Origin of the sequence: Allobosea sp. 117 (assembly GCF_000702305.1) — a bacterium.
In the GTDB taxonomy this organism is placed as follows: Bacteria; Pseudomonadota; Alphaproteobacteria; order Rhizobiales; family Xanthobacteraceae; genus Ancylobacter.
Genome location: NZ_JNLC01000011.1, coordinates 192,523 through 217,471 on the forward strand (window position 1 = coordinate 192,523; position 24,949 = coordinate 217,471).

Here is a 24,949-nt window from a genome sequence, read left to right on the forward strand (position 1 = left end):
GCCGTTCTCCCGATGAGGAGCATCCGCCATGACACAGCCAGCCCAACCGCCCCGCACACCCGACCCGCGCGGCCCCGAATCCCGCGGCCCGCCGAATCCCCCGACAGCCCGCCGGTGCCGCTCGAGGAGCCGCAGGCGCCGCCCGATCCCGGCCCGGACATTCCCCCGCCCGGCCGCGGCGATCCCGACATCGATCCCGTTACGCCGCAGGAGCTGCCGCCAGACGGCCCACCGGCGCCGGAGACGCCGACGACCGCCTGACCGGCGTACGATGAAAACAAAACGGCCGGCGTGTCGCCACGCCGGCCGTTCCAATTCTCACCGATCAGGCGGCGAGGGTCGAGACCCTCAGTCGGCCTTCTCGTTGGCCTTCTTCAGCGCGGCGCCGAGGATGTCGCCGAGCGAGGCGCCCGAATCGGACGAACCGAACTGGGCCACCGCCTCCTTCTCCTCGGCGATCTCCAGCGCCTTGATCGAGACCTGCACCTTGCGCGCCTTGCGGTCGAACAGGGTGACGCGGGCATCGAACTTGTCGCCGACCGCGAAGCGCTCGGGGCGCTGGTCGCCGCGGTCGCGGGCGAGCTCGGAGCGCTTCACGAAGGTCGACATGTCGGAGCCGACGATCTTCACCTCGACGCCGCCGTCCTTCACGTCGGTGACCTCGCAGGTGACGATCGCGCCCTTCCTCAGCTCGCCGGCATCGGCGAAGGGGTCGCCCGCCAGTTGCTTCACGCCGAGCGAGATGCGCTCCTTCTCGACGTCGACGTCGAGCACCACCGCCTTGATGATGTCGCCCTTCTTGAACTCGTCGATGACCTGCTCGCCCGGACGGTTCCAGTCGAGGTCGGACAGGTGCACCATGCCGTCGACGTCGCCGTCGAGGCCGAGGAAGAGACCGAACTCGGTCTTGTTCTTGACCTCGCCTTCCACCGTGGCGCCGGCCGGATACTTCTCGGCGAAGGCCTCCCACGGGTTCTGCAGGGTCTGCTTGAGGCCGAGCGAGATGCGGCGCTTGACCGGATCCACCTCGAGGATCGCGACCTCAACCTCCTGCGAGGTGGAGACGATCTTGCCGGGGTGGACGTTCTTCTTGGTCCAGCTCATCTCGGAGACGTGGATGAGGCCCTCGATGCCCGGCTCCAGCTCGACGAACGCGCCGTAGTCGGTGATGTTGGTCACGCGGCCCTTGAAGCGGGCGCCGACCGGGTACTTGGCCTCGATGCCCTCCCACGGATCGCCGAGCAGCTGCTTCATGCCGAGCGAGATGCGGTGGGTCTCGTGGTTGATCTTGATGATCTTGACCTTCACCGTCTGGCCGATGTTCAGCACCTCGGTCGGATGGTTGACGCGGCGCCAGGCGATGTCGGTGACGTGCAGCAGGCCGTCAATGCCGCCGAGGTCGACGAACGCACCGTAGTCGGTGATGTTCTTCACGACGCCGTCGATGACCTGACCCTCTTCGAGGTTCTGCACCAGCTCGTGGCGCTGCTCGGCGCGGGTCTCTTCCAGCACGGTGCGGCGGGAGACGACGATGTTGCCGCGGCGCCGGTCCATCTTGAGGATCTGGAAGGGCTGCGGGTTGTGCATCAGCGGGCCGACGTCGCGGATCGGACGGATGTCGACCTGCGAGCGCGGCAGGAAGGCCACGGCGCCGTCGAGATCGACGGTGAAGCCGCCCTTCACCTGGTTGAAGATGACGCCCGTCACCTTCTCCTGCGCGTCGAACGCCTTTTCGAGGCGGACCCAGCTCTCCTCGCGGCGCGCCTTGTCGCGCGAGAGGACGGCCTCGCCCAGCGCGTTCTCGACGCGCTCCAGATAGACCTCGACCTCGTCGCCGACCTTCAGCGTCGAGTCGCGGCCGGGGCCGGAAAATTCACGCAGCGCCACGCGACCCTCGGTCTTCAGACCGATGTCGATGATGGCGAGGTCCTTCTCGATGGCGACGATGGTGCCCTTGACCACCGAGCCTTCGGCGAGCTCGGCCTGGCCGAAGCTCTCCTCGAGCATGGCGGCGAAGTCTTCGCGGGACGGGTTGAATGCGGTTTGCGTAGCGGACATTTAAGCTCCTGTCGCCAGGGTCTTGCGCCGGTTGCGGTTCATGGGCGCCTTGCGTCTCCCACGGGCGCCGGGTCTGGCGATCCCGGCGCTGCCCGGGAGCGAACCCGGGCCCGGCGCGTGGCCGTGAGGAACGAGGCGTGGAATGTCGGGTCGTCTCGATGCGGGCCGGATTCTCAAGGGCCGCGCATCGCGCGTGCCGGACACCGGACGACGGCCGTGGGAAGCGAGCCTCCTAGCAGCGAAGGCGCGTCTGCCGCACCTCCGGCTTCCCGAAAAAGCCGTCCAGCCCAAAGATGGTGGCTCGGACGGGCCGTGCAATAGCGCAGGGGGCGTGCATTGGCAAGGCTTTGCGGTTCAGAACGGCCGCTAACGGCGCTTCGCCCGCACGATGGCGGCGGTGGCGAGCAGGATCGCGCTGGTGGCGACGCCCCAGCAGATGATGTCCGCCGGCGTCAGCCGATAAGAGCCGCGCAGCGACACGAAGCGCCCGACATTCAGCTCGAACGCGCCCCGCATCTCCTCGGGGTGGGTGACGGGCGGTGATGCCGTTTCATCAGGAGCGGCGGTCACGTCGGCGGGCGGCATGGGCTGTCCTCGGGGGAACGAGCACCAACGCTACTGCCGGCGGGAGTGCGGGACAATGCCGATGGAAGCCGCACGCGATGCCACCCGATGCAGGGGCGACGCACCCGCGCGCCCCTCTCAGGGCACTCACGGCGTGTCCCTCTCCGCAAACACCCGCTTCGCCACGAACAGGGCGTCGAGCGCGGCCGGGAAGCCGGCGTAGAGGGCCATCTGCATGATGGCCTCGACCACCTCCTCGCGGGTGGCGCCGACATTCAGCGCCGAGCCGATATGCACCTCCAGCTCGCGCTCGGCGTGGCCGAGGCAGACGAGGCCGGCGACGGTGGCGAGCATGCGGGTGCGCAGATCGAGACCGGGGCGCGAATAGATGTCGCCATAGCCGAACTCGAAGATGTAGCGCGCAAAGTCCGGCGCCACGTCGGCGAGCGCCGCCATCACCTCCTCGCCCGAGCGGCCGGTGATCTGCGAGAGCCGCGCTTTGCCGCGCGCCAGCCGGTCGTCGGTGGCCGTCGACAGCGCCTCGGGCCCGGCACCGGCCGGATCGTCGCCGCCACCCCCGGCACCGGGCCGATTGCCCTGATCCTTCATGCGCTTGCCCTCGCTTTCCGCGCCGCCGGGCGCCTGTCGTGCCGCGGTCAGGCGCCACCGTCCGGCGCGGCGGCGGCGACGATCCCCAATTCGCGCCGGCGGGCCTCGACGAAGGCGAGCGCGGCCGCGAAGGTCGCCTCCTTGTCGAGCTCGGTGTTGTCGATGACGAGAGCGTCCGCCGCGCGGACGAGAGGCGCGATACTGCGGCCGGCATCGCGCGCGTCGCGGCGGCGTATGTCCTCCAGCACCGTCTCGTAGCCGATCGCCTCGCCGCGCCCGATGAGCTCGCGGTGGCGCCGCTCGGCCCGCGCCTCCGGGCTGGCGGTGACGAAGATCTTCACCTCCGCCTCGGGGGCGATGACGGTGCCGATGTCGCGCCCGTCCAGCACCGCGCCGCCCGGCTGGCGGGCGAAGCCGTGCTGAAGCTCCAGAAGCGCCCGGCGCACTTGCGGAATCGCCGCCACACGCGAGGCCGCCTCGCCGACCGGACCGGCTTTCAGCGCCTCCTCGTCGAGGCTTTCGAGATCGAGCGCGCGCGCCGCCCGCGCCGCCGCCGCGACGTCGTCCAAGGCGCCGCCGGACGCCAGCCGCGCCGCGCCGACCGCCCGGTAGAGCAGACCGGTATCGAGGTGCGGCAGGCGGTAATGCGCGGCGAGGCGCCTCGCCACCGTGCCCTTGCCCGACGCCGCCGGCCCGTCGATGGCGATGATCATGCGGCGGGGCTTTCCTCGATCTCGGCGCCGAGGCCGCGCATCAGCGGCACGAAGGCCGGGAAGCTGGTGGCGACGAAGCTGATGTCGTCGATCGTCACCGGGCTGGCGGAGGCGAGGCCCATCACCAGGAAGCTCATGGCGATGCGGTGGTCCATATGGGTGGCGACGATGCCGCCGCCGGTGACCTCCCCGCGTCCCTCGACGACGAGGTCGTCGCCCTCGATCGCATAGGCGACGCCATTGGCGCCGAGCCCGTCCGCCACCGCCGCGAGGCGGTCGGATTCCTTCACCCGCAGCTCGGAGAGGCCGCGCATCCGGGTGGTGCCGCGCGCGAAGCCGGCGGCGACCGCAAGCACCGGATATTCGTCGATCATCGAGGGCGCGCGCTCCGCCGGCACGTCGACGCCGCGCAGCGCCGAGTGGCGCACGCGCAGGTCGGCCACCGTCTCGCCGCCCTCGATGCGCTCCTCCAGCACGTCGATCTCGGCGCCCATCTCGCGCAGCGTGGTGAGCAGGCCGACGCGCAGCGGGTTCATCATCATGCCTTCGACGACGACGTCGGAGCCCGGCACGATCAGCGCCGCCACCAGCGGGAAGGCGGCGGAGGAGGGGTCGGCCGGCACGCGGATCGGCGCCGGCTTCAGCTCCGGCCGGCCGCGCAGCGTGACCCGTCGGCCGTGGCTGCCATAGGGTTCCACCGTCACCTCGGCGCCGAAATGGGCGAGCATGCGCTCGGTGTGGTCGCGGCTCGCCTCCTTCTCGATCACCGTGGTCTCGCCCGGCGCGCCGAGCCCGGCGAGCAGCACGGCGGACTTGATCTGCGCCGAGGCGACGGGCGTCTCGTAGGTGATCGGCACAAGGTCGCGCGGGCCTTTGAGCGTGACCGGCAGCCGCCCGCCCTCGGCGGACTCGACGACCTGCACACCCATGCGCTCCAGCGGATCGAGGATGCGCCGCATCGGGCGGCGGCGCAGGCTGGCGTCGCCGTCGAAGGTCGCAATTATCGGATTGCCGGCGACCATGCCCATCATCAGGCGGGCGCCGGTGCCGGAATTGCCGAAGTCGAGCGGCTCGGCCGGCGTCGCGAGCCCGCCGACGCCGACGCCCTCGACGCGCCATTCGCCCTCGCCGAGCCGTTCCACCTGCGCGCCCAGCGCGGCGCAGGCCTTGGCGGTGTTCAGCACGTCCTCGCCTTCGAGCAGGCCGGAGATGCGGGTCTCGCCGATCGCCAGCGCGCCGAAGATGAGCGCGCGGTGCGACACCGACTTGTCGCCCGGCACGCGCACGAAGCCCTTCAGAGCCTTGCCGGCGCGGGCGCGGGCGGGCCGCGGCGTGCCGCCATGGCCGTGCGCGGCGGAAGGGTTCGTCGGGGCGGATGCGGTGGTCGTCATCGGCGGGGCCTTTCGAAGCAGCGTCGGCGCTGTCCTATCATGACGGCGTCGCGGGCGTCACCGCCGGGCGGCCGATGGCGCGGCGGGTCTTGAATCCGGTCTTGACTCCGCCACATGCTCGGTTCAATGGGAGCACCCTTCATTCACCACCGTATTTCCGAGGCCTCACACGTGGCGAAGCCCGAACTCGGCACCAAGCGCATCTGTCCCGTCACCGGGCGGAAGTTCTACGACCTGAACAAGGACCCGGTGATCTCGCCCTATACCGGCCAGATCGTCCCGATCACCGCTCCCGTCACCCGCGGCGGCAGCCGCGCCGAAGCCGCCCGCGTGGTGCCGGAAGCCGCCCCGGACACCGAGCTGGAGGAAGCCGGCGACGTCGAGCTGGTCTCGCTGGAGGATGCCGACGAGGAAGCCGCCGGCAGCTCGAAGACCGCCGCCGCGACCGACGACGACATCGAGATCGAGGACGACGTCGAGACGGACGACGACGATACCTTCCTCGAGGAGGACGAGGACGGCGACGACGACGTCACCGACCTGATCGGCGACGGGCTCGAGGACGACGAGGAGCCGTGATCTTCCGGCCCTGAACGCGCCCGCGAATGGCGGGCGCGGGCGCGGCGTGCGAAAAAGACATCGCGCCTCGCACGGCGAGGCTTGCAGTCCGCCGCACCATGTGCTTTACGACCGTTCCGCCGTGGGCAGAGCCCTCGGCGATCCGCCGGACGAGACGTCCCATATGCGATGGCACACGCTGCCTCGCGCGTCCGGCAACCCCCGGTGGGGCCATAGCTCAGTTGGGAGAGCGCTTGAATGGCATTCAAGAGGTCGGCGGTTCGATTCCGCCTGGCTCCACCAGTTCTTCCAATCGACAGATCGACGCGAGCGTCCGGCTGACGGCGACACGGCTGCTGCCGGCAGCAGCTCCTCCTCGCCGCCTCAGCCTTCAATGACAGCGGCAGCGCTGCATCATCATCCCGCCTCAATGGGCTGCGCAGCCTGCGCGGATCGAACCAAACGGAAGGTGCCGCGTTGATGCCAGCCCGGCGCCCGCCGGCAAGCAGGCCGCCCTGTCGCGGGCGGCGCGAGGTGTGTGCATGATGAGTTACGGACGCGGCGACCGGGCGGCCTTCGGGCCTGCTGCATGGTCGCGGATCGCCATGGCGCTTGCGATCGGCTGGAACGCCACCATTGCCCCCGCCATGGCGCAGCCGGCGCCCCCGGCCGCAGCACCGGGGATCGGTGCGGGCACCTCGACAACACCGCCGCCGCCCGAAGGCGGACAGCCGCCGGCCCCGCCGCAGGCGCAAGGCCAGCCCCAGGGCCAACCGCAGCCCCAGGGTCAGGCACAGGCGCAGCCGGACGCGCAGGAAAAGCCCTACACGCTCTCCGACCTCACACATCTTCTGGCGCCGATCGCGCTCTATCCCGACACGCTGCTGGCGCTCATCCTGCCGGCCAGCACGGTGCCGCTCGACATCGTCCATGCCGACCGCTGGCTCGACGCCAATGAGGAGGCGGTGAAGCGCGGCGACTTCAGCGGCGTCGACGCCTCGAACTGGGAGATGTCGGTGCAGGCGCTGGCGCGCTTTCCCGACATCGTCCGCATGCTGGCCGACAATCTCGAATGGACCGAATCGCTCGGCATGGCCTTCGCGATGCAGCCCGACGACGTCACCGCCGCGGTGCAGATCCTGCGCGCGCAGGCGCACAGCCGCGGCAATCTCAGCTCCACGCCCCAGCAGGTGGTGAATGTGCGGCAGGAAGGCAGCACGCCGATCATCACCATCCTGCCGGCCAACCCCGAGCTCATCTACGTGCCGGTCTACGATTCCTCGACGGTGTTCACGACCGCCGCGGTCGGCGCCGTCGCCTTCGCGGCCGGCATCGCGGTGGGCTCGTACTGGAACGACCGCTGGGGCTGGGACGACCGGCGCTGGCGCTCCGTCGCGGTGCCGCGGCCCGGCTGGCGGCCACCGCCGCAATGGAACCCCTATCGCAGCCGCCCCGGCGTGCCGCCTTCCGAATGGGGCCCGCGTCCCAATGCCGGCATCTACGACAATCGCCGGCCCGGGCCGGCGGCCCGTCCGCCGGGGTGGGCGCCGGCAGGCCCGTCGGGCGGGGGGCCCTCGGGTGCGGGAATGCGCCCGCGCCCCGGCATGCCGCCGGCGCCCGGCGCGGTGCCAAGCCGAGTGCCGCCCCCGAGCCGCGCGGTCGAACGGCCGTCAGGTCCGGCCGGATCTCCGCCTTCCGCCCGCCAGCCGGCGCGCGACCGTGGCCCGGCGATGCGCCCGGACCGTCCGGCGCCCTCGTCGCGTCCCGCCGCTTCCGGACGCCCGGCCCCGAGCTACCGGCCGCCGCAGCGCGAAGCGCGGCCGCCAAGGCAGATGCAGGCGCGCCCAAGCCCGAGTGGGCCGCCGCGGGAATTCCGCCAGCCGCGACCCCAGCGCCCGCAGCCGCAGATGCGGCAGGGTTCCGGACGGCCGCCGCCGCAGGCGAAGCCGCGTCCCAGCGCGCCCCAGCAGCAGAAGGGTCGTCCGCAGCCCAAATGGCAGCCGGAACGCTGAGACGCGAGCAGCCATGACAGCCTGCCACACCGGATCGGTGTGGCAGCTCGCGGTCAGGACGAGAAGCGCGTCTCGTCCTTGAGCACGTCTTCGGCTTCCGGGTTGAGCGCCTCGGCGCTGCGGCCGGGCTGGACCAGGGGTTCGGGTTCGGCGCGGCGGGCGGGGCCGTAATCGGTGCCCGTCGCCTCCTGGCGCAGCAGCCGCTCGCGGTCGCGCACGCGCACCTCGTCGACCACCGCCTTGGCCCGCTCGACATCGACGCCGGTCGCCTCCAGCGCCCCGCCGCCAAAGGAGAGGGCCGATTCCAGCGTCTCGCGGATCTCATAGTCGACGCCCTTGGCGCGCAGGGAGAGCGTGTGGGTGCGATCGTAGGAGCGCACATGCAGGCGCACATCCGGCCAGTTGCTGCGGATGAGCTCGACGATGCGGTCGGTGGTCTCGCGCCGGTCGACACAGACCGCCACCACCCGCACCCGCTCGACGCCGGCGGCGCGCAGCACCTCGGGGCGGGTGCCGTCGCCGTAATAGATGCGGAAGCCGAAGCGCCCGGCGCTCTGGATCATCTCGACGTCGTTGTCGATGATGGTCACCTCCAACCCCTGCGCCAGCAGGCATTGCGAGACGATCTGGCCGAAGCGGCCGAAGCCGACCAGCAGCACCGAGCCGCGCGCGTCCGAGAAATCGTCGAAGGCCTTGAGCTTGGGCTTGGCCTCCAGCCGCCGGGCGAGGCGCTCGCCGAGCAACGCCACCGGCGGGCCGAGCAGCATGGTGAGCGCCGCGCAGGCCGCCAGCATGTCGGTCTGGCGGGTCGAGAGCAGGCCGAGCCCCGCCGCGATCGGGAACAGCACGAAGGAGAACTCGCCGGCCGAGGTGAGCACCGAGGCGGAGCGCACCGCATCCGCGCGCGTGCCATCGGACAGGCGGAACACCGCCCAGACCGACACCGCCTTCACCGCGGTGACCAGCACGGTGCCGACCACCAGGAACGGCGCGTTGGCGATCACCACCTCCAGATTCATGGACATGCCGACGCCCATGAAGAACAGGGCCAGAAGCAGACCGCGGAAGGCGTCGACATTGGCCTCCAGCTCGTGGCGGAAGGTCGATTCCGACATCACCACGCCGGCGAGGAAGGCGCCGAGCGCCATCGACATGCCGACCGAGGCCATCAACGCGCCGGCGCCGAGCACCACGAGGAGCGCCGCCGCGGTCATCACCTCGCGCGCGCCGCTGCGCGCCAGCACCCCGAAAATGGGGTTCAGCAGATAGCGCCCGGCCGCCACCACGATGGCGACGGCCAGCAGCACCAGCGCGACATGGCCGATGGCGTTGGCGAGCGTCTGCTCCTCATGGGTGCCGGGCGCCAGCAGCGGCATCAGCGCGATCAGCGGCACCACCGCCATGTCCTGATAGAGCAGCACCGCGAAGGCGCGCTGGCCGTAAGGCTGCGAGAGGCCGTTGCGGTCCTCCAGCAGTTGCAGGGCGATGGAGGTCGCGGACAGCGCCAAGGCGAGGCCGGCGACGAGGGCGGCCCGCCAGCCGAAGCCGGCGCCGAGATAATGGGTGAGGGCGGCAATCGCGAGGCCGGAGGCGAGGAGCTGGGCGGTGCCGAGGCCGAAGATCGTGCGGCGCAGGGCCAGCAGGCGGCTCAACCGCAATTCGAGGCCGATGACGAAGAGCAGCAGGACGACGCCGATTTCGGCGACGGTGAGGATGCGCTCGGGATTGTTGAAGGCGCCGAAGCCCGAAGGACCGATGGCAACGCCGGCGATGAGATAGCCGACGATGGGCGAGAGGCCGAGGCGCTTGGCCATCGGCACGGCGATCACCGCCGTCACCAGGAAGATCAGCGCGCCGACCAGCAGGTCCTGTGCTTCACCATGCATCCGGCAGCCGCTCCGCTTGCGAAGCGCGGGGCCGCGCATCGACGACGAGAACTATAGGAGCCGGAACCGGCGTGACCATGCCTGGTCCCGGCAGACGACACATTCCGCGCGGTGATGGCGGAACGATGGTAAGGGAGGTCGCCCGCGCCAGATGGCGCCGGTCGATGGACGATAGATAGCGATTCGCCGGTGCGACGCCAGCCGGTTTCCGAGAAACCGGCAGATAATGCCGGTTCAAACGGGAATGCTGCGGCCGTAGACGCAGCAGTGGTCGAGCGTTGGATTAAAGCGAAGACGACCATCCTTCGAGGCCCCGCCGTGCGGGGCGCCTCAGGATAACGTCGCATTTCATCCACCTGCGACGCCTGCACGAATCTATATTGTTCCGGTAACGGAACGAAATATCTGCCTCGCCGAAAATGCCGAACCCCGGCGCGGAGGCCGGGGCTCGGTATTCGATCTTGGGAAAGACGCGCCGGCGGTCAGTGATGCGCGCTCGGCCGGGCGGCCGGGATGTTGGCGCGGTCGACCGGCGGCAGCGACTTCAGCGCGTCGAGCACCAACGGCTGGAGACCCTCGCCGCCATTGGCGGCGATGTAGTCCTCCATGCGCGAGCGCATGCGCGGATCCCAGAAATCCTTGATGTGCTTGGCAATGCCGGGCACCGCCTTGCCATGCTTCTGCGAGGTGAAGAAGGCGCCGATCTGGTTCGCCATGTAGACGAGGCGGTCCATGGTCTGGTTTTCATGCGACATTGGTCACTGAGCCTGCATTGGCCACCCGATGGGGGTGGGTGAAGATCTCGAAGCCGTCGTCACGCGCGACGGCGATCAGGGTGATGCCGGCCGCCTCGGCCGTGCGCACGGCGAGCGCGGTCGGGGCGGAGACGGCGACGAGGACCGGCGCGCCGAGGATCGCAGTCTTCTGCACCATCTCGATGGAGACGCGGCTGGTCAGCAGCACGAGGCCGCCGGCCGGATCGTGCCGGGTGCCGGCGGCGTGGCCGGCGAGATGACCGACCAGCTTGTCGAGCGCATTGTGCCGGCCGACATCCTCGCGCACCGCCACCAGCCCCGCCTGCGGCTCCCAGAAGGCGGCGCCGTGCACCGCCCGCGTCTCGTGATTCAGCAGTTGCGCCGGGCGCAGCGCCGCGACGGCGCGGGAAATCTCGGCGCTGGTGAAGGTCCGGCCGGCCGGCACGGTGCGCGCCGGACGCACCGCCACCTCCAGGCTCTCGACGCCGCAGAGGCCGCAGCCGGTCGGCCCGGCGAGGCGGCGGCGGCGGTCGCTCGCCGCGCTGGCGCGCTCGCCGCTCAGCCACATGCGGATCTCGACGCCGTCCGCATGCTCGACGAGCTCGAGGCTCTCGATCTCGGACGGATCGCCGATCACCCCCTCGGTGAGGCTGAAGCCGACGCCGAAATCGGCGAGGTCGGCCGGCGTCGCCATCATCACCGCATAGGTCGAGCCGTTATGCACCAGCGCGACGGGCGTCTCCTCCGGGATCGCCCGCTCGCCCCGCTGCACCGAACCCTCGGTGCAGGCGAGACGCGAGACGCGGACGACCGGCGGGATCATGGCGCGACGGCTCCCGCTCTCACTCCGCCGCTTCCACGATGCGGCGGCTGCGGCGGGTGAAGGCGTCGTACTCTTCCTGCCATTCGCTCGGCCCGTTGGAGCGCGAGATCTGCACGGCGGTGACCTTGAACTCGGGGCAGTTGGTCGCCCAGTCCGAGAAGTCCGTGGTCACGACGTTCGCCTGCGTCGTCGGGTGATGGAAGGTAGTGTAGACGACGCCCGGCGCCACGCGGTCGGTGATCTCCGCGCGCAGGGTGGTCGAGCCGGCGCGGCTGTCGATCCGGACCCAGTCGCCGTCGCGCACGCCGCGCTGCTCGGCATCGTGCGGATGGATCTCGAGGAGGTCCTCCGGATGCCAGGCGACATTCGCCGTGCGGCGGGTCTGCGCGCCGACATTGTAGTGCGACAGGATGCGGCCGGTGGTGAGCAGCAGCGGGAAGCGGGCGCCGGTGCGCTCGTCGGTGGGCACGTATTCGGTGATGACGAACTTGCCCTTGCCGCGCGCGAAGCCGTTGATGTGCATGATCGGCACGCCCTCGGGATTCGCCTCGTTGCAGGGCCACTGCACCGAGCCGAGCTCGTCGAGCCGCTTGAACGACACGCCGGCGAAGCTCGGGGTGAGCGCGGCGATCTCGTCCATGATCTGCGAGGGATGGGTGTAGCTCCAGCCGAGGCCCAGCGCGTTGGCGAGGAGCTGCGTCACCTCCCAGTCGCCATAGCCGTTCTTCGGCGCCATCACCTTGCGCACGAGCTGGATGCGGCGCTCGGCATTGGTGAAGGTGCCGTCCTTCTCAAGGAAGGTGCAGCCCGGCAGGAAGACGTGGGCGTAGTTGGCGGTCTCGTTCAGGAACAGGTCCTGCACGATGACGAGGTCCATCGCGGCGAGGCCGGCGGAGACGTGCTTGGTGTCCGGGTCGGACTGGAGGATGTCCTCGCCCTGGATGTAGATCGCCTTGAAGGTGCCGTCGACCGCCGCGTCCAGCATGTTCGGGATGCGCAGGCCCGGCTCGGGATCGATCGGCCGGCCCCACATCGCCTCGAAGGTGGCGCGGGTGGCGTCGTCGGAGATGTGGCGGTAGCCCGGCAGCTCGTGCGGGAACGAGCCCATGTCGCAGGAGCCCTGCACGTTGTTCTGGCCGCGCAGCGGGTTCACGCCGACGCCGCGGCGGCCGATATTGCCGGTCGCCATGGCGAGGTTGGCGATCGCCATCACCGTGGTCGAGCCCTGCGAGTGCTCGGTGACGCCGAGGCCGTAATAGATCGCCGCATTGCCGCCGGTGGCATAGAGCCGGGCGGCGCCGCGGATCAGCTCCGGCGCGACGCCGGTGAACTTGGCGACCGCTTCCGGCGAGTGGCGCTCGTCGGCGACGAACTCCGCCCAGTCCTGGAACTCCTCCCAGTCGCAGCGGGCGCGCACGAATTCCTCGTTCACCAGCCCCTCGGTCACCACGACATGGGCGAGAGCGGTGACGATGGCGACGTTGGTGCCCGGCTGCAGCGGCAGATGGTAGTCGGCATGGATGTGCGGCGAGCGCACGAGATCGATGCGGCGCGGATCGACGACGATCAGCTTGGCGCCCTGGCGCAGGCGCTTCTTCATGCGCGAGCCGAACACCGGATGGCCGTCGGTCGGGTTGGCGCCGATGACGAGGATGACGTCGCTGTCCTCGACCGAATCGAAGTCCTGCGTGCCCGCCGAGGTGCCGAAGGCCTGGTTCAGGCCGTAGCCGGTCGGCGAGTGGCAGACGCGGGCGCAGGTGTCGACATTGTTGGTGCCGAAGCCGGCGCGGATGATCTTCTGGACGAGATAGGCCTCCTCATTGGTGCAGCGCGAGGAGGTGATGCCGCCGATGGCGCGGCGGCCATAGGTGTCCTGGATGCGCTTCAGCCCGTCGGCGGTGTAGGCGATCGCCTCGTCCCAGGAGACCTCGCGCCACGGATCGCTGATCTTCTCGCGGATCATCGGCTTCAGGATGCGGTCCTGATGGGTGGCGTAGCCCCAGGCGAAGCGGCCCTTCACGCAGCTATGGCCGCGATTGGCCTTGCCGTCCTTCCACGGCACCATGCGCACCACTTCCTGGCCGCGCATCTCCGCCTTGAAGGTGCAGCCGACGCCGCAATAGGCGCAGGTGGTGACCACCGAGTGCTCCGGCTGGCCGATCTCGATCAGCTTCTTCTCGGAAAGGGTGGCAGTCGGGCAGGCCTGCACGCAGGCGCCGCAGGACACGCATTCCGAGGTGAGGAAGGCTTCCGACTGGCCCGGCGAGACGCGGCTGTCGAAGCCGCGGCCGGAGATCGTCAGCGCGAAGGTGCCCTGCACTTCCTCGCAGGCGCGCACGCAGCGATTGCAGACGATGCACTTGGCCGGATCATAGGTGAAATAGGGGTTCGATTCGTCCTTCGGCAGCACGAGCTCGGAGGTCGGGGCGAAATGGTTGGCGCCCTCCATGCCGTAGCGCACCTCGCGCAGGCCGACCGCGCCGGCCATGTCCTGCAGCTCGCAGTCGCCGTTCGCCGCGCAGGTGAGGCAGTCCAGCGGGTGGTCGGAGATGTAGAGCTCCATCACCCCCTTGCGGAGCTGCTTCAGGCGCTCGGTCTGGGTGTGGACCTTCATGCCCGGGCCGACCGGCGTGGTGCAGGAGGCCGGCGTGCCGGCGCGACCCTCGATCTCGACGAGACAGAGGCGGCAGGAGCCGAAGGCGTCCAGCATGTCGGTGGCGCAGAGCTTGGGGATCTGCGTCCCCATCTCCATCGCCGCGCGCATGATCGAGGTGCCCTCGGCCACCGAAATTTCCACGCCGTCGATGGTGAGGGTCACCATCTTGTCGGTCTTGGGAGCGGGCGTGCCGTAGTCGATCTCATGAACGAGAGACATGGTTTCGTCCTTCCTCACTCGGCGGCTTCGAGGTGGCGCGGCGGGGCGCCGAAATCTTCGGGGAAGTGGTTCAGCGCGCTCATCACCGGATATGGGGTGAAACCCCCGAGAGCGCACAGGGATCCCAGCTTCATGGTGTGGCAGAGGTCGGTGAGCACCGCGAGGTTCGCCTCGCGCTTCTCGCCCTTCATAATGCGGTCCATCAGCTCGACGCCGCGGGTGGAGCCGATGCGGCAGGGCGTGCACTTGCCGCAGCTCTCGACCGAGCAGAACTCCATGGCGAAGCGCGCCATCCTGGCCATGTCGGCGGTGTCGTCGAACACCACGATGCCGCCATGGCCGATCAGCGCGTCCTTCGCCGCGAAGGCCTCGTAATCGAAGGGCAGGTCAAACTGCCAGGTCGGCACATAGGCGCCGAGCGGGCCGCCCACCTGCGCCGCCTTCACCGGGCGGCCGGAAGCGGTGCCGCCGCCGATATCGTTGACGAGCTCGCCGAGCGAGATGCCGAAGGCGGTCTCGAACAGCCCGCCATAACGCACATTGCCGGCGATCTGCACCGGCATGGTGCCGCGCGAGCGGCCCATGCCGAAATTGGCGTAGAACTCGCCGCCGTCGGCGAGGATATGCGGGATCGCCACCAGCGACAGCACATTGTTGATGACGGTCGGCTTCTGGAACAGGCCCTTGTGCGCCGGCAGCGGGGGCTTGGCCCGCACCACGCCGCGCTTGCCTTCCAGGCTGTCGAGCAGCGCCGTCTCCTCGCCGCACACATAGGCGCCGGCGCCCATGCGCACTTCCATGTCGAAGCTGTGCTGCGTGCCGGCGATGTTGACGCCAAGCATGCCATGCGCCCGCGCCACGTCGATCGCCTTCTGCATCGCCAGAATCGCGTGCGGATATTCCGAGCGGGTGTAGACGAAGCCCTTGGTGGCGCCCACCGCGATGCCGGCGATGGTCATGCCCTCGATGAGCTGGAAGGGATCGCCTTCCATGATCATGCGGTCGGCAAAGGTGCCGCTGTCGCCCTCATCGGCGTTGCAGACGATGTATTTGCGGTCCGCCTGCGCGTCGGCGACGGTCTTCCACTTGATCGCGGTCGGGAAGCCGGCGCCGCCGCGACCGCGCAGGCCCGACTTCTTCACTTCCTCGATGATCGCCACCGGGCCGAGGGCGAGCGCGCGCTCCAGGCCCTTGTAACCGCCATGGGCGCGGTAATCATTGTAGGAGGCAGGATCGATGACGCCGCAGCGGGCGAAGGTGAGGCGCGTCTGTTTCGCGAGGAAGGGATGCTCCTCCGGCTTGCCGATGCGCAGCGCGTGGGCGCCGCCCTCGAACAGGCCGGCCTCGATCAGGCCCTCGACGTCGTCCTCGCTCACCGGACCGTAGCCAATGCGCCCTTCCGGGGTCGCCACCTCGACGAGGGGCTCCAGCCACAGCATGCCGCGCGAGCCGGTGCGTACGATCTCGACCGGCACGCGGCGGCTCCGCGCGGCGGCCTCGATGGCGGCGGCGACCTCGTCGGCGCCGCAGGCGATGGCGCAGGCGTCCTTGGGAACGTAGATGCGAATGCTCACGATTGCGCCTCCGCGATCAGCGCGTCGAGACGGCGCTCGTTGAGCCGGGCGACGATGCGCCCGTCCAGCATGGCGGAAGGCGCGGTGGCGCACAGGCCGAGGCAGTAGATCGGCTCGACCGTCACCCGGCCGTCGGCGGTGGTCTCGCCGAGCCGGCATCCGAGCCGGCGCTCGGCATGGGCCGCGAGCGCGTCGCCGCCGGCGGCCTGGCAGGCCTCGGCGCGGCACAGCTTCAGCACGTGGTTGCCGGCGGGCTCGTGGCGGAAGTCGTGGTAGAAGGTCACGACGCCATGCACCTCGGCGCGCGAGATGTTCAGCGTCTCCGCCAGCATCGGCACGATCGCCTCCGGCACATAGCCGAAGGTTTCCTGTACCGCGTGGAGCATCGGCATTAGCGGGCCTTCAAGGTGGGCGAACTCGCCGATCACCTCGCGGGCACGCCCCTCGCTCCAGGGCTCGTAATGCGGCATTTTCTCCCGACCTTCTTTTAAAGTTTTCCAATGGAACAATGCGTGTTCGAAAAAGCGGAATCAATTCAGGTGTTTCGTTCGCCGATAGAGGATTTCTATCGAGCCTCCGGCGAAATGCCGCAGGTCACGCGCCCGCCGGCCGCCGGACGGACGTGAGTGCCGCCCCTTCGTGCCAATCGATGTTCTCATAATGTTCTTGACGCACCGCGCGCCTTCCCTAAAGTCGGCGGTATTCCGGGAAGCGGGGGCGCGGCATGGTCCAGCGCGTGGCGACGGTGGCGTTCGAGGGCGTGGAGGCACGCCCCGTCGACGTGCAGGTGCAGGTGGCGCCGGGGCTTCCGGCCTTCAACCTGGTCGGCCTCGCCGACAAGGCGGTGACCGAGGCGAAGGAGCGGGTGCGCGCGGCACTGATCGCCTCCGGCCTCGCGCTGCCGGCCAAGCGCATCACCGTCAATCTCGCGCCGGCCGACCTGCCGAAGGAAGGCAGCCATTACGATCTGCCGATCGCGCTCGGCCTGATGGCGGCGATCGGCGCCCTGCCCGCCGACGCGCTGGACGGCTTCACGGTGATCGGCGAGCTGGCGCTGGACGGGCGCATCGCCGCGGTGGCCGGGGTGCTGCCGGCGGCGATCGGCGCCAATGCCCGCGGCCACGGCCTCATCTGTCCCGCCGCCTGCGGCGCGGAGGCGGCCTGGGCGAGCCCGGACATGCCGGTGCTGGCGCCCTCCTCGCTGATGCAGCTCGCCAACCACTTCGCCGGCAGGCAGGCACTCGCCCGTCCCGATCCGCGCCTCGCGCCGGACGGCGCCGCGCTGCCGGACCTCGCCGATGTGAAGGGGCAGGAGAGCGCGCGGCGGGCGCTGGAGATCGCCGCGGCCGGCGGTCACAATCTGTTGTTCGTCGGTCCGCCCGGCGCCGGCAAGTCGATGCTGGCGCAGCGCCTGCCCTCGATCCTGCCGCCGCTCTCCCCGGCCGAGCTGCTCGAGGTGTCGATGGTCGCCTCGGTGGCCGGCGCGCTGCAGGGCGGGGCGCTGACGAGCCGGCGCCCGTTCCGCGCCCCGCACCATTCCGCCAGCATGGCGGCGATGGTCGGCGGCGGCATGCGGGCGCGCCCCGGCGAGGTCTCGCTCGCCCATAACGGCGTGCTGTTCCTCGACGAGCTGCCGGAATTCCAGCCGGCGGTGCTCGATTCGCTGCGCCAGCCGCTGGAGACCGGCGAGGCGGTGATCGCGCGGGCCAACCACCGCATCACCTATCCCGCCCGCTTCCAGTTGGTGGCGGCGATGAACCCCTGCCGCTGCGGACAGGCCGGCCAGCCCGGCCATAGCTGCCGGCGCGGGCCGCGTTGCGCGGCAGACTATCAGGCGCGGCTCTCCGGCCCGTTCCTCGACCGCATCGACCTGCATCTCGAGGTGCCGGCGGTGTCGGCCGCCGACCTCGTCCGCCCGGCGCCGGCCGAGAGCAGCCGCGAGGTCGCCGCCCGCGTCGCGCAGGCGCGCGAAATCCAGCGCGAGCGCTTCGCGGCGTTCGGCCGCCCGGACCTCTCGATCAACGCGCAGGCGGGCGGCCCGCTGCTTGAGGACATCGCCACGCCGGACGAAGCCGGCGCCGCCCTGCTGGCCGACGCGGCGCGGGTGATGCGGCTCTCGGCGCGCGGTTTCCACCGCGTGCTGCGGGTGGCGCGCACGCTCGCCGACCTCGCCGGCGCCGAGAGCGTCGGGCGCGCCCATCTCGCCGAGGCCCTGGCCTATCGTTCGAGCGAGGACCGCCTCGCCAGCGCCGCGTGAGCCTTTTCCGGTCAGCTCGCGCTGACGGGAAAGCGTTCCGGCTCAACGGATCAAGTCATGTTCCACGTGCAAATGTCCTTCGATCCTGCGGCCGGAACATGCTTCTCGAATGCGGGATCGCGGCGAGGAGGCAGGGGTTCGCGGGAGACCTGATGCCGGTTTGCCCATCCGCTGGAGAGGCGCCGGCCCCGCCTCAGGCATCGTCGAGGCGGGAAGGGGCGGGCGGACGAAACGTCCGGCCATGACCGCCAACCCCTTCGGGCCGGGGCCGAAGCGCGCCCATGCGCGGCGGCAGTCGCGGCGGGTGGGGCGCTTTCCCGGATCGGCGAAAAGCTTCCTTAACCGCGCCCGCACTTCCCGCCGCCGGACGGGCGTGGATGGGCTATTTCTGGTTGCCGACGCGGCATGCGGGCAGCCCGACCCGCATCGGGCAACCGGCCGCGCACGGGACAGAGGCGGCGATGGCGCGCGAGGGAAAGCCCGCGGACAAGGCCGGGGCACCGGCGGAAGGTGCGGGGGCGAAGCGTTCGGCGGCAAAGGCTTCGGCGGCGAAGGGCCCAGCCGCGGCGTTGTTGGAAGGCGACGCCGCTGCGGAAGGCACCGCGGCGCAGGCGCCCGGCCGCGCGCTGTCCCGGGCGCTCGCCCATGCCGGTCACGAGTTGAAGACGCCGCTCGCCGGCATGATCGGCCTCGCCGAGCTGCTGCTCGACACCAACCTCACCGCCGAGCAGCGCAACTACGCGCATCTGCTCAAGAGCTCCGGCGAGACGCTGCTCGACATCGTCGACGGCCTGCTGGCGCCGCACGGCCCTGCCCCCGAGGCCACCGTGTTCGATCCCGCGGCACTGGCGGTCGAGACGGTCGAGCTGCTTGGCCTGCGCGCACAGGCGCGCGGGCTTGAGCTCGCCAGCGTCGTGGCGCCCGGCCTGCCGGCGCAGGTGGTCGGCGAGGCGGCGGCGCTGCGGCAGATCCTCACCAACCTGCTGGCCAACGCCATCAAATTCACCCGCGCCGGCGGCGCCACGCTCGAGCTGGCTCCCGCCGGCGACGGTGTGATCCGCTTCGAGGTGCGCGACACCGGGCCGGGCATCGCCCCGCGCGAGCGGGCGGCGATCTTCCGCGAGAGCGTGCGCGGCGCGGCGGCCGACGGCAGCGCCGAGCCGGGCAGCGGCCTCGGCCTCGCCATCGTCGCCAGGCTGGCGGCACGGCTCGGCATCGCGATCGAGCTTGCCGGCAGCCCGGCCGGCTCGCGCTTCTGGTTCGACATGAAGCTGCCGGCGGCCTCGCCGACACGCAGCGCGGCACCAGCGCTGGCGGAGGCCTCGGTGCTGATCGCCTCGCCCTCGCCGGTGCTGCGCGAGGCGCTCGGCCGCCAGCTCGTCCTGTGGGGCGCGCGGGTCGAGACCGCCTGCTCGCCGGCCGGGCTCGACGCCAGGCTGGATACACGGTCGGCCCCGTCGGGCCGCATGGCGATGCTGATCGACGCCGCCTTCCCGGCGGACACGCTCGCCGCCGCGCTGAGAAGCGGCCAGCCGGCGGCGCGGCGCATCGCACTGATCACCCCCGGCCAGCGGGCGCTGCTGCCGCGCCTGATGGCGCTCGGCTGCGACACCTATCTGGTCAAGCCGGTGCGCCCCGCCTCGCTGGCGAGCCGCATTGCCGGCGATGCGCCGGCCGCCGACCTCGCGAGCGCGGAGATGGCAGTGGAGGCCGAATCGGGCATCGCCACGTCGGCGCGCCGCCGGCTGCGGGTGCTGATCGGCGAGGACGACGACGTGAATGCGCTGCTGCTCGCCGCGCTCATCGGCCGGCTCGGCCATATGCCGGTACGGGCGGTGGACGGCGAGGCAGCCCTCGTCGCCTTCCGCGAGGCGGCGAAGGCCGGCCGTCCCTTCGACATGGCGCTGGTCGACATCGGGCTGCCGGTGCGCGACGGCATCAGCGCGGCATCGATGATGCGCGCGCTCCGCACGGGTGCATTGCTGGTCGGCATGACCGCCGGGCTCGACGCCGCGAGCCGGTCGCGCGCCGAATCAGCCGGCCTCTCCGTCATGCTGGACAAGCCGGTCGACCGCGCCAGGCTCGCCGAGCTGCTCGCGGCGGCGGCGAAAAAGCGCGGCGCCGCTTGAGCTTGACAGGCGGGAGGCGGCGGTTGACCGATTGTCACATGTGCGTCCGAGAAATGTGATTCGTTGCAGATCGATGTAAGATCGACCCGCCGATCGGGGCATGAGGTCGAGGCTGGGGTCATCGGGGCCATGACGCATCCGTTTACCGGCGATACGCTCGAAGCCGCAGGGCCGGGCCTGCCAGCCGCCTCGCCGCTGCGGCAGTTGCTGACACCGGCGGCGTTCCGGCCGCTGTTCGACGGCCGGCTCGCTGACAAATGGCAGCCCGGGCGGCTGATCCCGGCGCTGCGCTCCTATTCCGGCGTGCGCCATCGCGAGAGCCGCCGTCCCTCCGGGCCGGTGACGCTCGGGCGCATCGGCGCGCTGGAGGTGCGGCTCGCCCGCACCGCCGCTGACGTGCGGCGCGCGCAGCGGCTGCGCTACGAGGTGTTCTACGAGGAGATGTCGGCGCTGCCGGCCGCCGCCGCGCGCCTCGCCCGCCGCGACTTCGACGCCTTCGACGCCTTCTGCGACCATCTCCTGGTGCTCGACCACGACGCCGGGCGGCTCGTGCTCGGCCGGCACGAGCCGAAGGTGGTCGGCACCTATCGGCTGCTGCGGCAGGAGATCGCCAAGCGCCATGGCGGCTTCTACACCGCCGGCGAGTTCGACATCGCGCCGTTGCTCGCCCGCCACTCCGGCCGGCACTTCCTGGAGCTCGGCCGCTCCTGCGTGCTCCGGCCCTACCGCAACAAGCGCACGGTCGAGCTGCTGTGGCACGGCATCTGGGCCTATGTGCTGCACCACGGCGTCGACGTGCTGTTCGGCTGCGCCAGCCTCGAAGGCACCGATCCGGCGGCACTGGCCCGCCCGCTCGCCTTCCTGCACCATTTCGCGCCCGGCGATCAGGAATGGCGCGTCGCCGCCCTGCCGCATCGGGCGACGGCGATGGACACGCTGCCGAAGGAGGCGATCGACGCCAAGGCGGCACTCGGCGAGCTGCCGCCGCTGATCAAGGGCTATCTGCGGCTCGGCGCGCAGATCGGCGAGCACGCCGTGGTCGACCGCCAGTTCGGCACCACCGACGTCTTCATCGTGCTGCCGGTCGAGCGGATCAATCCGCGCTATCGCGAGCATTTCGGCGCCAACGCCGAGCGCCACGCGGCCTGAACGGCCGGCAGGGTCCAGCCTCGGGCCGGCGAGGGCATCCGCGCCTTGTGACGAGCCGTCATGGCGGCGGAACGCCGGTTTAGGCGCGCCTTGCGCCCGCGCGGCACCTCTCCCATATCCCATGCGAACGGGATGCCCGATCGGGGTCCCACATACCAAAGTCGCTTCAATGCGAGGACTTTGAGACCATGTCGCGTATTCCCTCGCTGTCGAGCCCCTTCCTGCTCGGCTTCGACGAGGTCGAGCGGGCGCTCGACCGGGTCGTGAAGGGCTCGGACGGCTATCCGCCCTACAATGTCGAGCGGGTCGCCACGCCGGGTCAGCCCGAGCGGCTGAGGATCATCCTGGCGGTAGCCGGCTTCCAGCGCGAACAGCTCGATGTGACGCTGGAGGAGAAGGAGCTCGTTATCCGCGGCCGGCAGGCCGAGGAGCCGGGCCGCATCTTCCTCCACCGCGGCATCGCCGCACGCCAGTTCCAGCGCACCTTCGTGCTGGCCGACGGCATGCAGGTGCTGGGAGCGGAGCTCCGCAACGGTCTTCTGTCGGTCGATCTCGCCCGGCCGGAACCGGAACGGGTGATCAGGCGTATCGACATAGCGACCGATGAATGAGGGAACTCGAGCCGGTCTCGACCGCAGCGTAAAGGAGTCGCGGACCATGACACAGGATTTCGACCATCACGGCGTCACAGCCGACACCCCGGTGCCCGAGGCGCTGACGCCGGAGGCCTTCGCCAGCCTCGGCGACGGTAGGATCGCCTATGTGCGCTCCATCCGTTCGGAGGAAGTGGCGGAGATGTTCCCGCAGGCGCCGCACATCGCGCCGGGCATCGAGCTCTTCACGCTGCACGCCGCGGACGGCACGCCGCTCATGCTGACCGATAGCCGCGAGGCGGCGATCGCCAATGCCAGCGAGCACGAGCTGGTGACGCTCAGCGTGCACTGAGCGCGGACCAGATGAAACGGAACAGGGCGCCCGAGGCCTCGCCTCCCGGCGCCTTTTTTCGTCGGGAGATCTAAAGCGTTTTCGCGCGAAGTGGATTCCGGTTCGCGTGAAGAAAACGCGCCAAACCAAAGAATTAGAGCATTTCGGCGTTTCCGTGAAACGATGAAATGCTCTAGCGGCGCTTCGCCTCGATGGCGTCCCAGACCAGCGCGGCGATGTCCGGGCCGCCGAGGCGGCGAATGGCGCGGATGCCGGTCGGCGCGGTGACGTTGATCTCGGTGAGGTTGCCGCCGATCACGTCGATGCCGGTCAGCAGCAGCCCCTTCTCGCGCAGGGAAGGCCCCAGCCTCTCGCAGATTTCCCGCTCGCGGGGCGTGAGGTCGGTTTCCTTCGCCGCGCCGCCGCGCACCATGTTGGAGCGCAGATCGCCCTCGCTCGGCACGCGGTTCACCGCCCCCGCGAACTCCCCGTCGACGAGGATGATGCGCTTGTCGCCGGCGCTCACGGCGGGAAGGAAACGCTGCACCACCCACGGCTCGCGGAAGGCGGTCGCGAAGAAATCATAGAGCGAGCCGAAATTCAGGTCGTCGCGGGTGAGGCGGAACACCGAGGAGCCGCCATGCCCGTAGAGCGGCTTGAAGACGATGTCGCCATGCTCGGCGCGGAACGCCTTGATCTCGTCGAGGTCGCGCGTGACCAGCGTCGGCGGCATCAGCTCGGGAAATTCGGTGACGAAGATCTTCTCCGGCGCGTTGCGGACCTGCGCCGGGTCGTTCACCACCAGCGTCTTCGGATGCACCCGCTCGAGCATGTGGGTGGCGGTGATGTAGTTGAGGTCGAAGGGCGGGTCCTGCCGCATCAGGATCACGTCGAAACTGTCGAGCCGCACCCGCTCGCGGGCACCGAGCGTGAAATGGTCGCCCTTGACGTCGCGCACCTCCACCGGCTCGACGGTGACGAACACCTGCCCATCGCGCATGGCGAGCCGGTCGGGCGTGTAATAGGCCAGCCTATGGCCGCGCGCCTGCGCTTCCAGCATCAGGGCGAAGCCAGAATCCCCGGCGATGTTGATGCGATCGATCGGGTCCGTCTGGATGGCGACGTTGAGGCTCATGGTGGGAACTCGGGGGGAAGGGTTCGCGAGGGGTACCGGCGCGCCGGCGTGTCCCCTTCTGTTTAGTCGCTCGGCCGCCGCTTTGCCACGGTGACGGCCGCCCGCGACCTATTCCGCCTCGAAGGCGCCGGGCAGGTGCACGGGCGCGCTGCGCGGGGCGATGAGCACGGCGTCGAAGCGCATGTCGAGGGCGGCGAGCTCCGGGCGCCCAGCGAGGAAGATCTCAGCGGCCTGCGCGATGCGTCGGCGCTGGCGCGGCAGGATGGAGAGGGCGGCGGCGTCGATATTGGCCCGCGCCTTCACCTCGACGAACAGCAGAAGTGTTTCGTTGCGGGCGACGAGGTCGATCTCGCCGCGCGGCGTACGTATCCGCGTGGCGAGGATGGAAAAGCCCTGCGCCGCGAGCAGCGCCGAGGCGGCCGCCTCGGCGTCGATGCCGCGCGCGAAGGCGGCCCGGCGACGCTCAGTCGCCATCCGCCCGCTCCAGCGCCAGCGCGCGGGCATAGACCTCGCGCTTGGGCCGGCCGGTGGCCGTCGCCACCGCCGCCGCCGCGTCCTTCACCGAAAGCGTCGCCAGCGCCCGGCGCAGCGCGCCGTCGACATCGGCGTCGCTCGCCACCTCCTCGTCCGGCGGGCCGACGATCAGCACGATCTCGCCCTTCGGCGCGCCGGCCGCGGCATAATGCGCGGCGAGGGCGTCGAGCGGGGCGCGGCGCACCTCCTCGAAGGTCTTGGTCAGCTCGCGGCACACCGCCGCCGGGCGCGGGCCGAGGCCATCGGCGAGATCGGCGAGGCTTTCCGGCAGGCGCGGGCCGGTCTCGTAGAGAACGAGTGTCGCCGGCATCGCCTTCAGTTCGGCGATGCGGTTGCGCCGCGCGCCCGGCTTCGGCGGCAGGAAGCCCTCGAAGAAGAAGCGGTCGGTCGGCAGCCCGGCGGCCACCAGCGCGGCGAGGCTCGCCGAGGCGCCCGGCAACGGCACCACGCGGTGGCCGGCCGCGATCGCCGCCTCGACCAGCTTGTAGCCGGGGTCGGAGACCAGCGGCGTGCCGGCGTCCGACACCAGCGCCACCGCCGCGCCCTGCCCGAGCTTTTCCACAAGGCGCGGGCGCATCGTCTCGGCATTGTGATCGTGATAGGCGACGAGCGGCGTGCGGATGCCGTAGCGCTCCAGCAGGCGGCGCGTCACCCGGGTGTCCTCGCAGGCGACCAGCGCGGCGCCGGCGAGCGTCTCCAGCGCGCGCAAGGTGACGTCGCCGAGATTGCCGATCGGCGTCGCCACCACATAGAGGCCGCCTTCGAGGCGCGCGGCGGGAAGGCTGACGGCACCGATGCGGAAGGTGGCGGGCGCGGAATCGGACATGGGGCTGGGAGCGGGCTTCATGGCGCGATCCTAGAAGGTACGGGAGCCCACGTCATGCGGCCCGGGGGCCCGGAACGGGTGGAAAACGCCCCGATTTGGCCCGGCGAATCCCGGCCGCGCGTGACAGGGCGCGGCGAGCCGGCCTAAAACGGGATGCGACGCCGACACGGGACATGC

Annotated in this window: 22 protein-coding genes and 1 tRNA gene; 9 read left to right on the forward strand and 14 right to left on the reverse strand. The window is 70.6% G+C overall.

Going from position 1 to position 24,949, the window contains the following annotated elements:
• Positions 1–114 precede the first annotated feature (114 nt).
• Positions 115–261, forward strand: a complete 147-nt coding sequence (locus U742_RS23155) for a hypothetical protein (RefSeq protein ID WP_156034163.1) — start codon at positions 115–117, stop codon at positions 259–261.
• 87 nt (positions 262–348) lie between these two features.
• Here U742_RS23155 and rpsA read toward each other — a convergent pair whose 3' ends face one another.
• The 5 genes from rpsA to aroA form a co-directional block, all read right to left on the reverse strand.
• The gene (rpsA, locus tag U742_RS0107580) at positions 349–2,058 is read right to left on the reverse strand and encodes a 30S ribosomal protein S1 (RefSeq protein ID WP_029351647.1); all 1,710 of its coding nucleotides are present in this window, start codon (positions 2,056–2,058) and stop codon (positions 349–351) included.
• 366 nt (positions 2,059–2,424) lie between these two features.
• A complete protein-coding gene (locus tag U742_RS23160; protein WP_156034164.1) occupies positions 2,425–2,643 on the reverse strand; it encodes a hypothetical protein in 219 nt (72 codons plus the stop codon).
• A gap of 126 nt (positions 2,644–2,769) precedes the next feature.
• The gene (locus tag U742_RS0107590) at positions 2,770–3,231 is read right to left on the reverse strand and encodes a carboxymuconolactone decarboxylase family protein (RefSeq protein ID WP_081852880.1); all 462 of its coding nucleotides are present in this window, start codon (positions 3,229–3,231) and stop codon (positions 2,770–2,772) included.
• Positions 3,232–3,278: 47 nt separating this feature from the next.
• Complete coding sequence (cmk, locus tag U742_RS0107595) at positions 3,279–3,944, reverse strand: (d)CMP kinase (protein WP_029351650.1); 666 nt, start codon at positions 3,942–3,944, stop codon at positions 3,279–3,281.
• Positions 3,941–5,335, reverse strand: a complete 1,395-nt coding sequence (gene aroA / locus U742_RS0107600) for a 3-phosphoshikimate 1-carboxyvinyltransferase (protein ID WP_038360867.1) — start codon at positions 5,333–5,335, stop codon at positions 3,941–3,943. Before aroA ends, cmk begins: the two co-directional genes overlap by 4 nt.
• A gap of 171 nt (positions 5,336–5,506) precedes the next feature.
• Between aroA and U742_RS0107605 the strand changes: the two genes are divergently transcribed.
• From U742_RS0107605 to U742_RS22475, 3 genes are all read left to right on the forward strand, one after another.
• Entirely contained in the window at positions 5,507–5,914 is a 408-nt protein-coding gene (locus tag U742_RS0107605) for a TIGR02300 family protein (RefSeq protein WP_029351655.1), read from the forward strand.
• 206 nt (positions 5,915–6,120) lie between these two features.
• A tRNA-Ala gene (locus U742_RS0107610) sits at positions 6,121–6,196 on the forward strand.
• A 239-nt stretch (positions 6,197–6,435) separates the two neighbouring features.
• Positions 6,436–7,905, forward strand: a complete 1,470-nt coding sequence (locus U742_RS22475; protein WP_081852881.1) for a DUF3300 domain-containing protein — start codon at positions 6,436–6,438, stop codon at positions 7,903–7,905.
• A gap of 53 nt (positions 7,906–7,958) precedes the next feature.
• On the opposite strand, the gene U742_RS0107620 is transcribed toward U742_RS22475, so the two are convergent.
• The 6 genes from U742_RS0107620 to U742_RS0107645 form a co-directional block, all read right to left on the reverse strand.
• A complete protein-coding gene (locus U742_RS0107620) occupies positions 7,959–9,791 on the reverse strand; it encodes a monovalent cation:proton antiporter-2 (CPA2) family protein (protein WP_029351659.1) in 1,833 nt (610 codons plus the stop codon).
• A gap of 482 nt (positions 9,792–10,273) precedes the next feature.
• Entirely contained in the window at positions 10,274–10,546 is a 273-nt protein-coding gene (locus U742_RS0107625) for a formate dehydrogenase subunit delta (RefSeq protein ID WP_248310301.1), read from the reverse strand.
• Positions 10,536–11,369, reverse strand: a complete 834-nt coding sequence (fdhD, locus tag U742_RS0107630) for a formate dehydrogenase accessory sulfurtransferase FdhD (protein WP_029351663.1) — start codon at positions 11,367–11,369, stop codon at positions 10,536–10,538. Before fdhD ends, U742_RS0107625 begins: the two co-directional genes overlap by 11 nt.
• A 19-nt stretch (positions 11,370–11,388) precedes the next feature.
• Entirely contained in the window at positions 11,389–14,244 is a 2,856-nt protein-coding gene (gene fdhF / locus U742_RS0107635) for a formate dehydrogenase subunit alpha (RefSeq protein WP_029351665.1), read from the reverse strand.
• A gap of 14 nt (positions 14,245–14,258) precedes the next feature.
• Entirely contained in the window at positions 14,259–15,818 is a 1,560-nt protein-coding gene (locus tag U742_RS0107640; protein ID WP_029351666.1) for a formate dehydrogenase beta subunit, read from the reverse strand.
• A complete protein-coding gene (locus U742_RS0107645; protein WP_029351669.1) occupies positions 15,815–16,288 on the reverse strand; it encodes a formate dehydrogenase subunit gamma in 474 nt (157 codons plus the stop codon). The genes U742_RS0107640 and U742_RS0107645 overlap by 4 nt, the downstream gene beginning before the upstream one ends.
• Positions 16,289–16,542: 254 nt before the next feature.
• Here U742_RS0107645 and U742_RS0107650 point away from each other — a divergent pair, with 254 nt between their 5' ends.
• The 5 genes from U742_RS0107650 to U742_RS0107670 all read left to right on the forward strand — a co-directional run bounded on the left by U742_RS0107650 (position 16,543) and on the right by U742_RS0107670 (position 22,298).
• The gene (locus tag U742_RS0107650) at positions 16,543–18,075 is read left to right on the forward strand and encodes a YifB family Mg chelatase-like AAA ATPase (protein ID WP_029351671.1); all 1,533 of its coding nucleotides are present in this window, start codon (positions 16,543–16,545) and stop codon (positions 18,073–18,075) included.
• A gap of 461 nt (positions 18,076–18,536) precedes the next feature.
• The gene (locus U742_RS0107655) at positions 18,537–20,204 is read left to right on the forward strand and encodes a hybrid sensor histidine kinase/response regulator (protein WP_197028210.1); all 1,668 of its coding nucleotides are present in this window, start codon (positions 18,537–18,539) and stop codon (positions 20,202–20,204) included.
• Between the two features lie 129 nt (positions 20,205–20,333).
• Complete coding sequence (locus tag U742_RS0107660; RefSeq protein ID WP_081852883.1) at positions 20,334–21,353, forward strand: l-ornithine N(alpha)-acyltransferase; 1,020 nt, start codon at positions 20,334–20,336, stop codon at positions 21,351–21,353.
• A gap of 188 nt (positions 21,354–21,541) precedes the next feature.
• Entirely contained in the window at positions 21,542–21,964 is a 423-nt protein-coding gene (locus U742_RS0107665) for an Hsp20 family protein (protein WP_029351678.1), read from the forward strand.
• Between the two features lie 46 nt (positions 21,965–22,010).
• The gene (locus tag U742_RS0107670) at positions 22,011–22,298 is read left to right on the forward strand and encodes a BQ00720 family protein (RefSeq protein WP_029351680.1); all 288 of its coding nucleotides are present in this window, start codon (positions 22,011–22,013) and stop codon (positions 22,296–22,298) included.
• 172 nt (positions 22,299–22,470) lie between these two features.
• On the opposite strand, the gene gshB is transcribed toward U742_RS0107670, so the two are convergent.
• From gshB to rsmI, 3 genes are all read right to left on the reverse strand, one after another.
• Positions 22,471–23,412: a glutathione synthase gene (gene gshB / locus U742_RS0107675; RefSeq protein ID WP_029351682.1), complete on the reverse strand. Its 942-nt coding sequence runs from the start codon at positions 23,410–23,412 to the stop codon at positions 22,471–22,473.
• 108 nt (positions 23,413–23,520) lie between these two features.
• On the reverse strand, positions 23,521–23,886 hold the full coding sequence (locus U742_RS0107680) for a YraN family protein (protein WP_248310302.1): 366 nt from the start codon (positions 23,884–23,886) through the stop codon (positions 23,521–23,523).
• Positions 23,876–24,793, reverse strand: a complete 918-nt coding sequence (rsmI, locus tag U742_RS0107685) for a 16S rRNA (cytidine(1402)-2'-O)-methyltransferase (RefSeq protein ID WP_029351686.1) — start codon at positions 24,791–24,793, stop codon at positions 23,876–23,878. The genes U742_RS0107680 and rsmI overlap by 11 nt, the downstream gene beginning before the upstream one ends.
• Positions 24,794–24,949 lie beyond the last annotated feature (156 nt).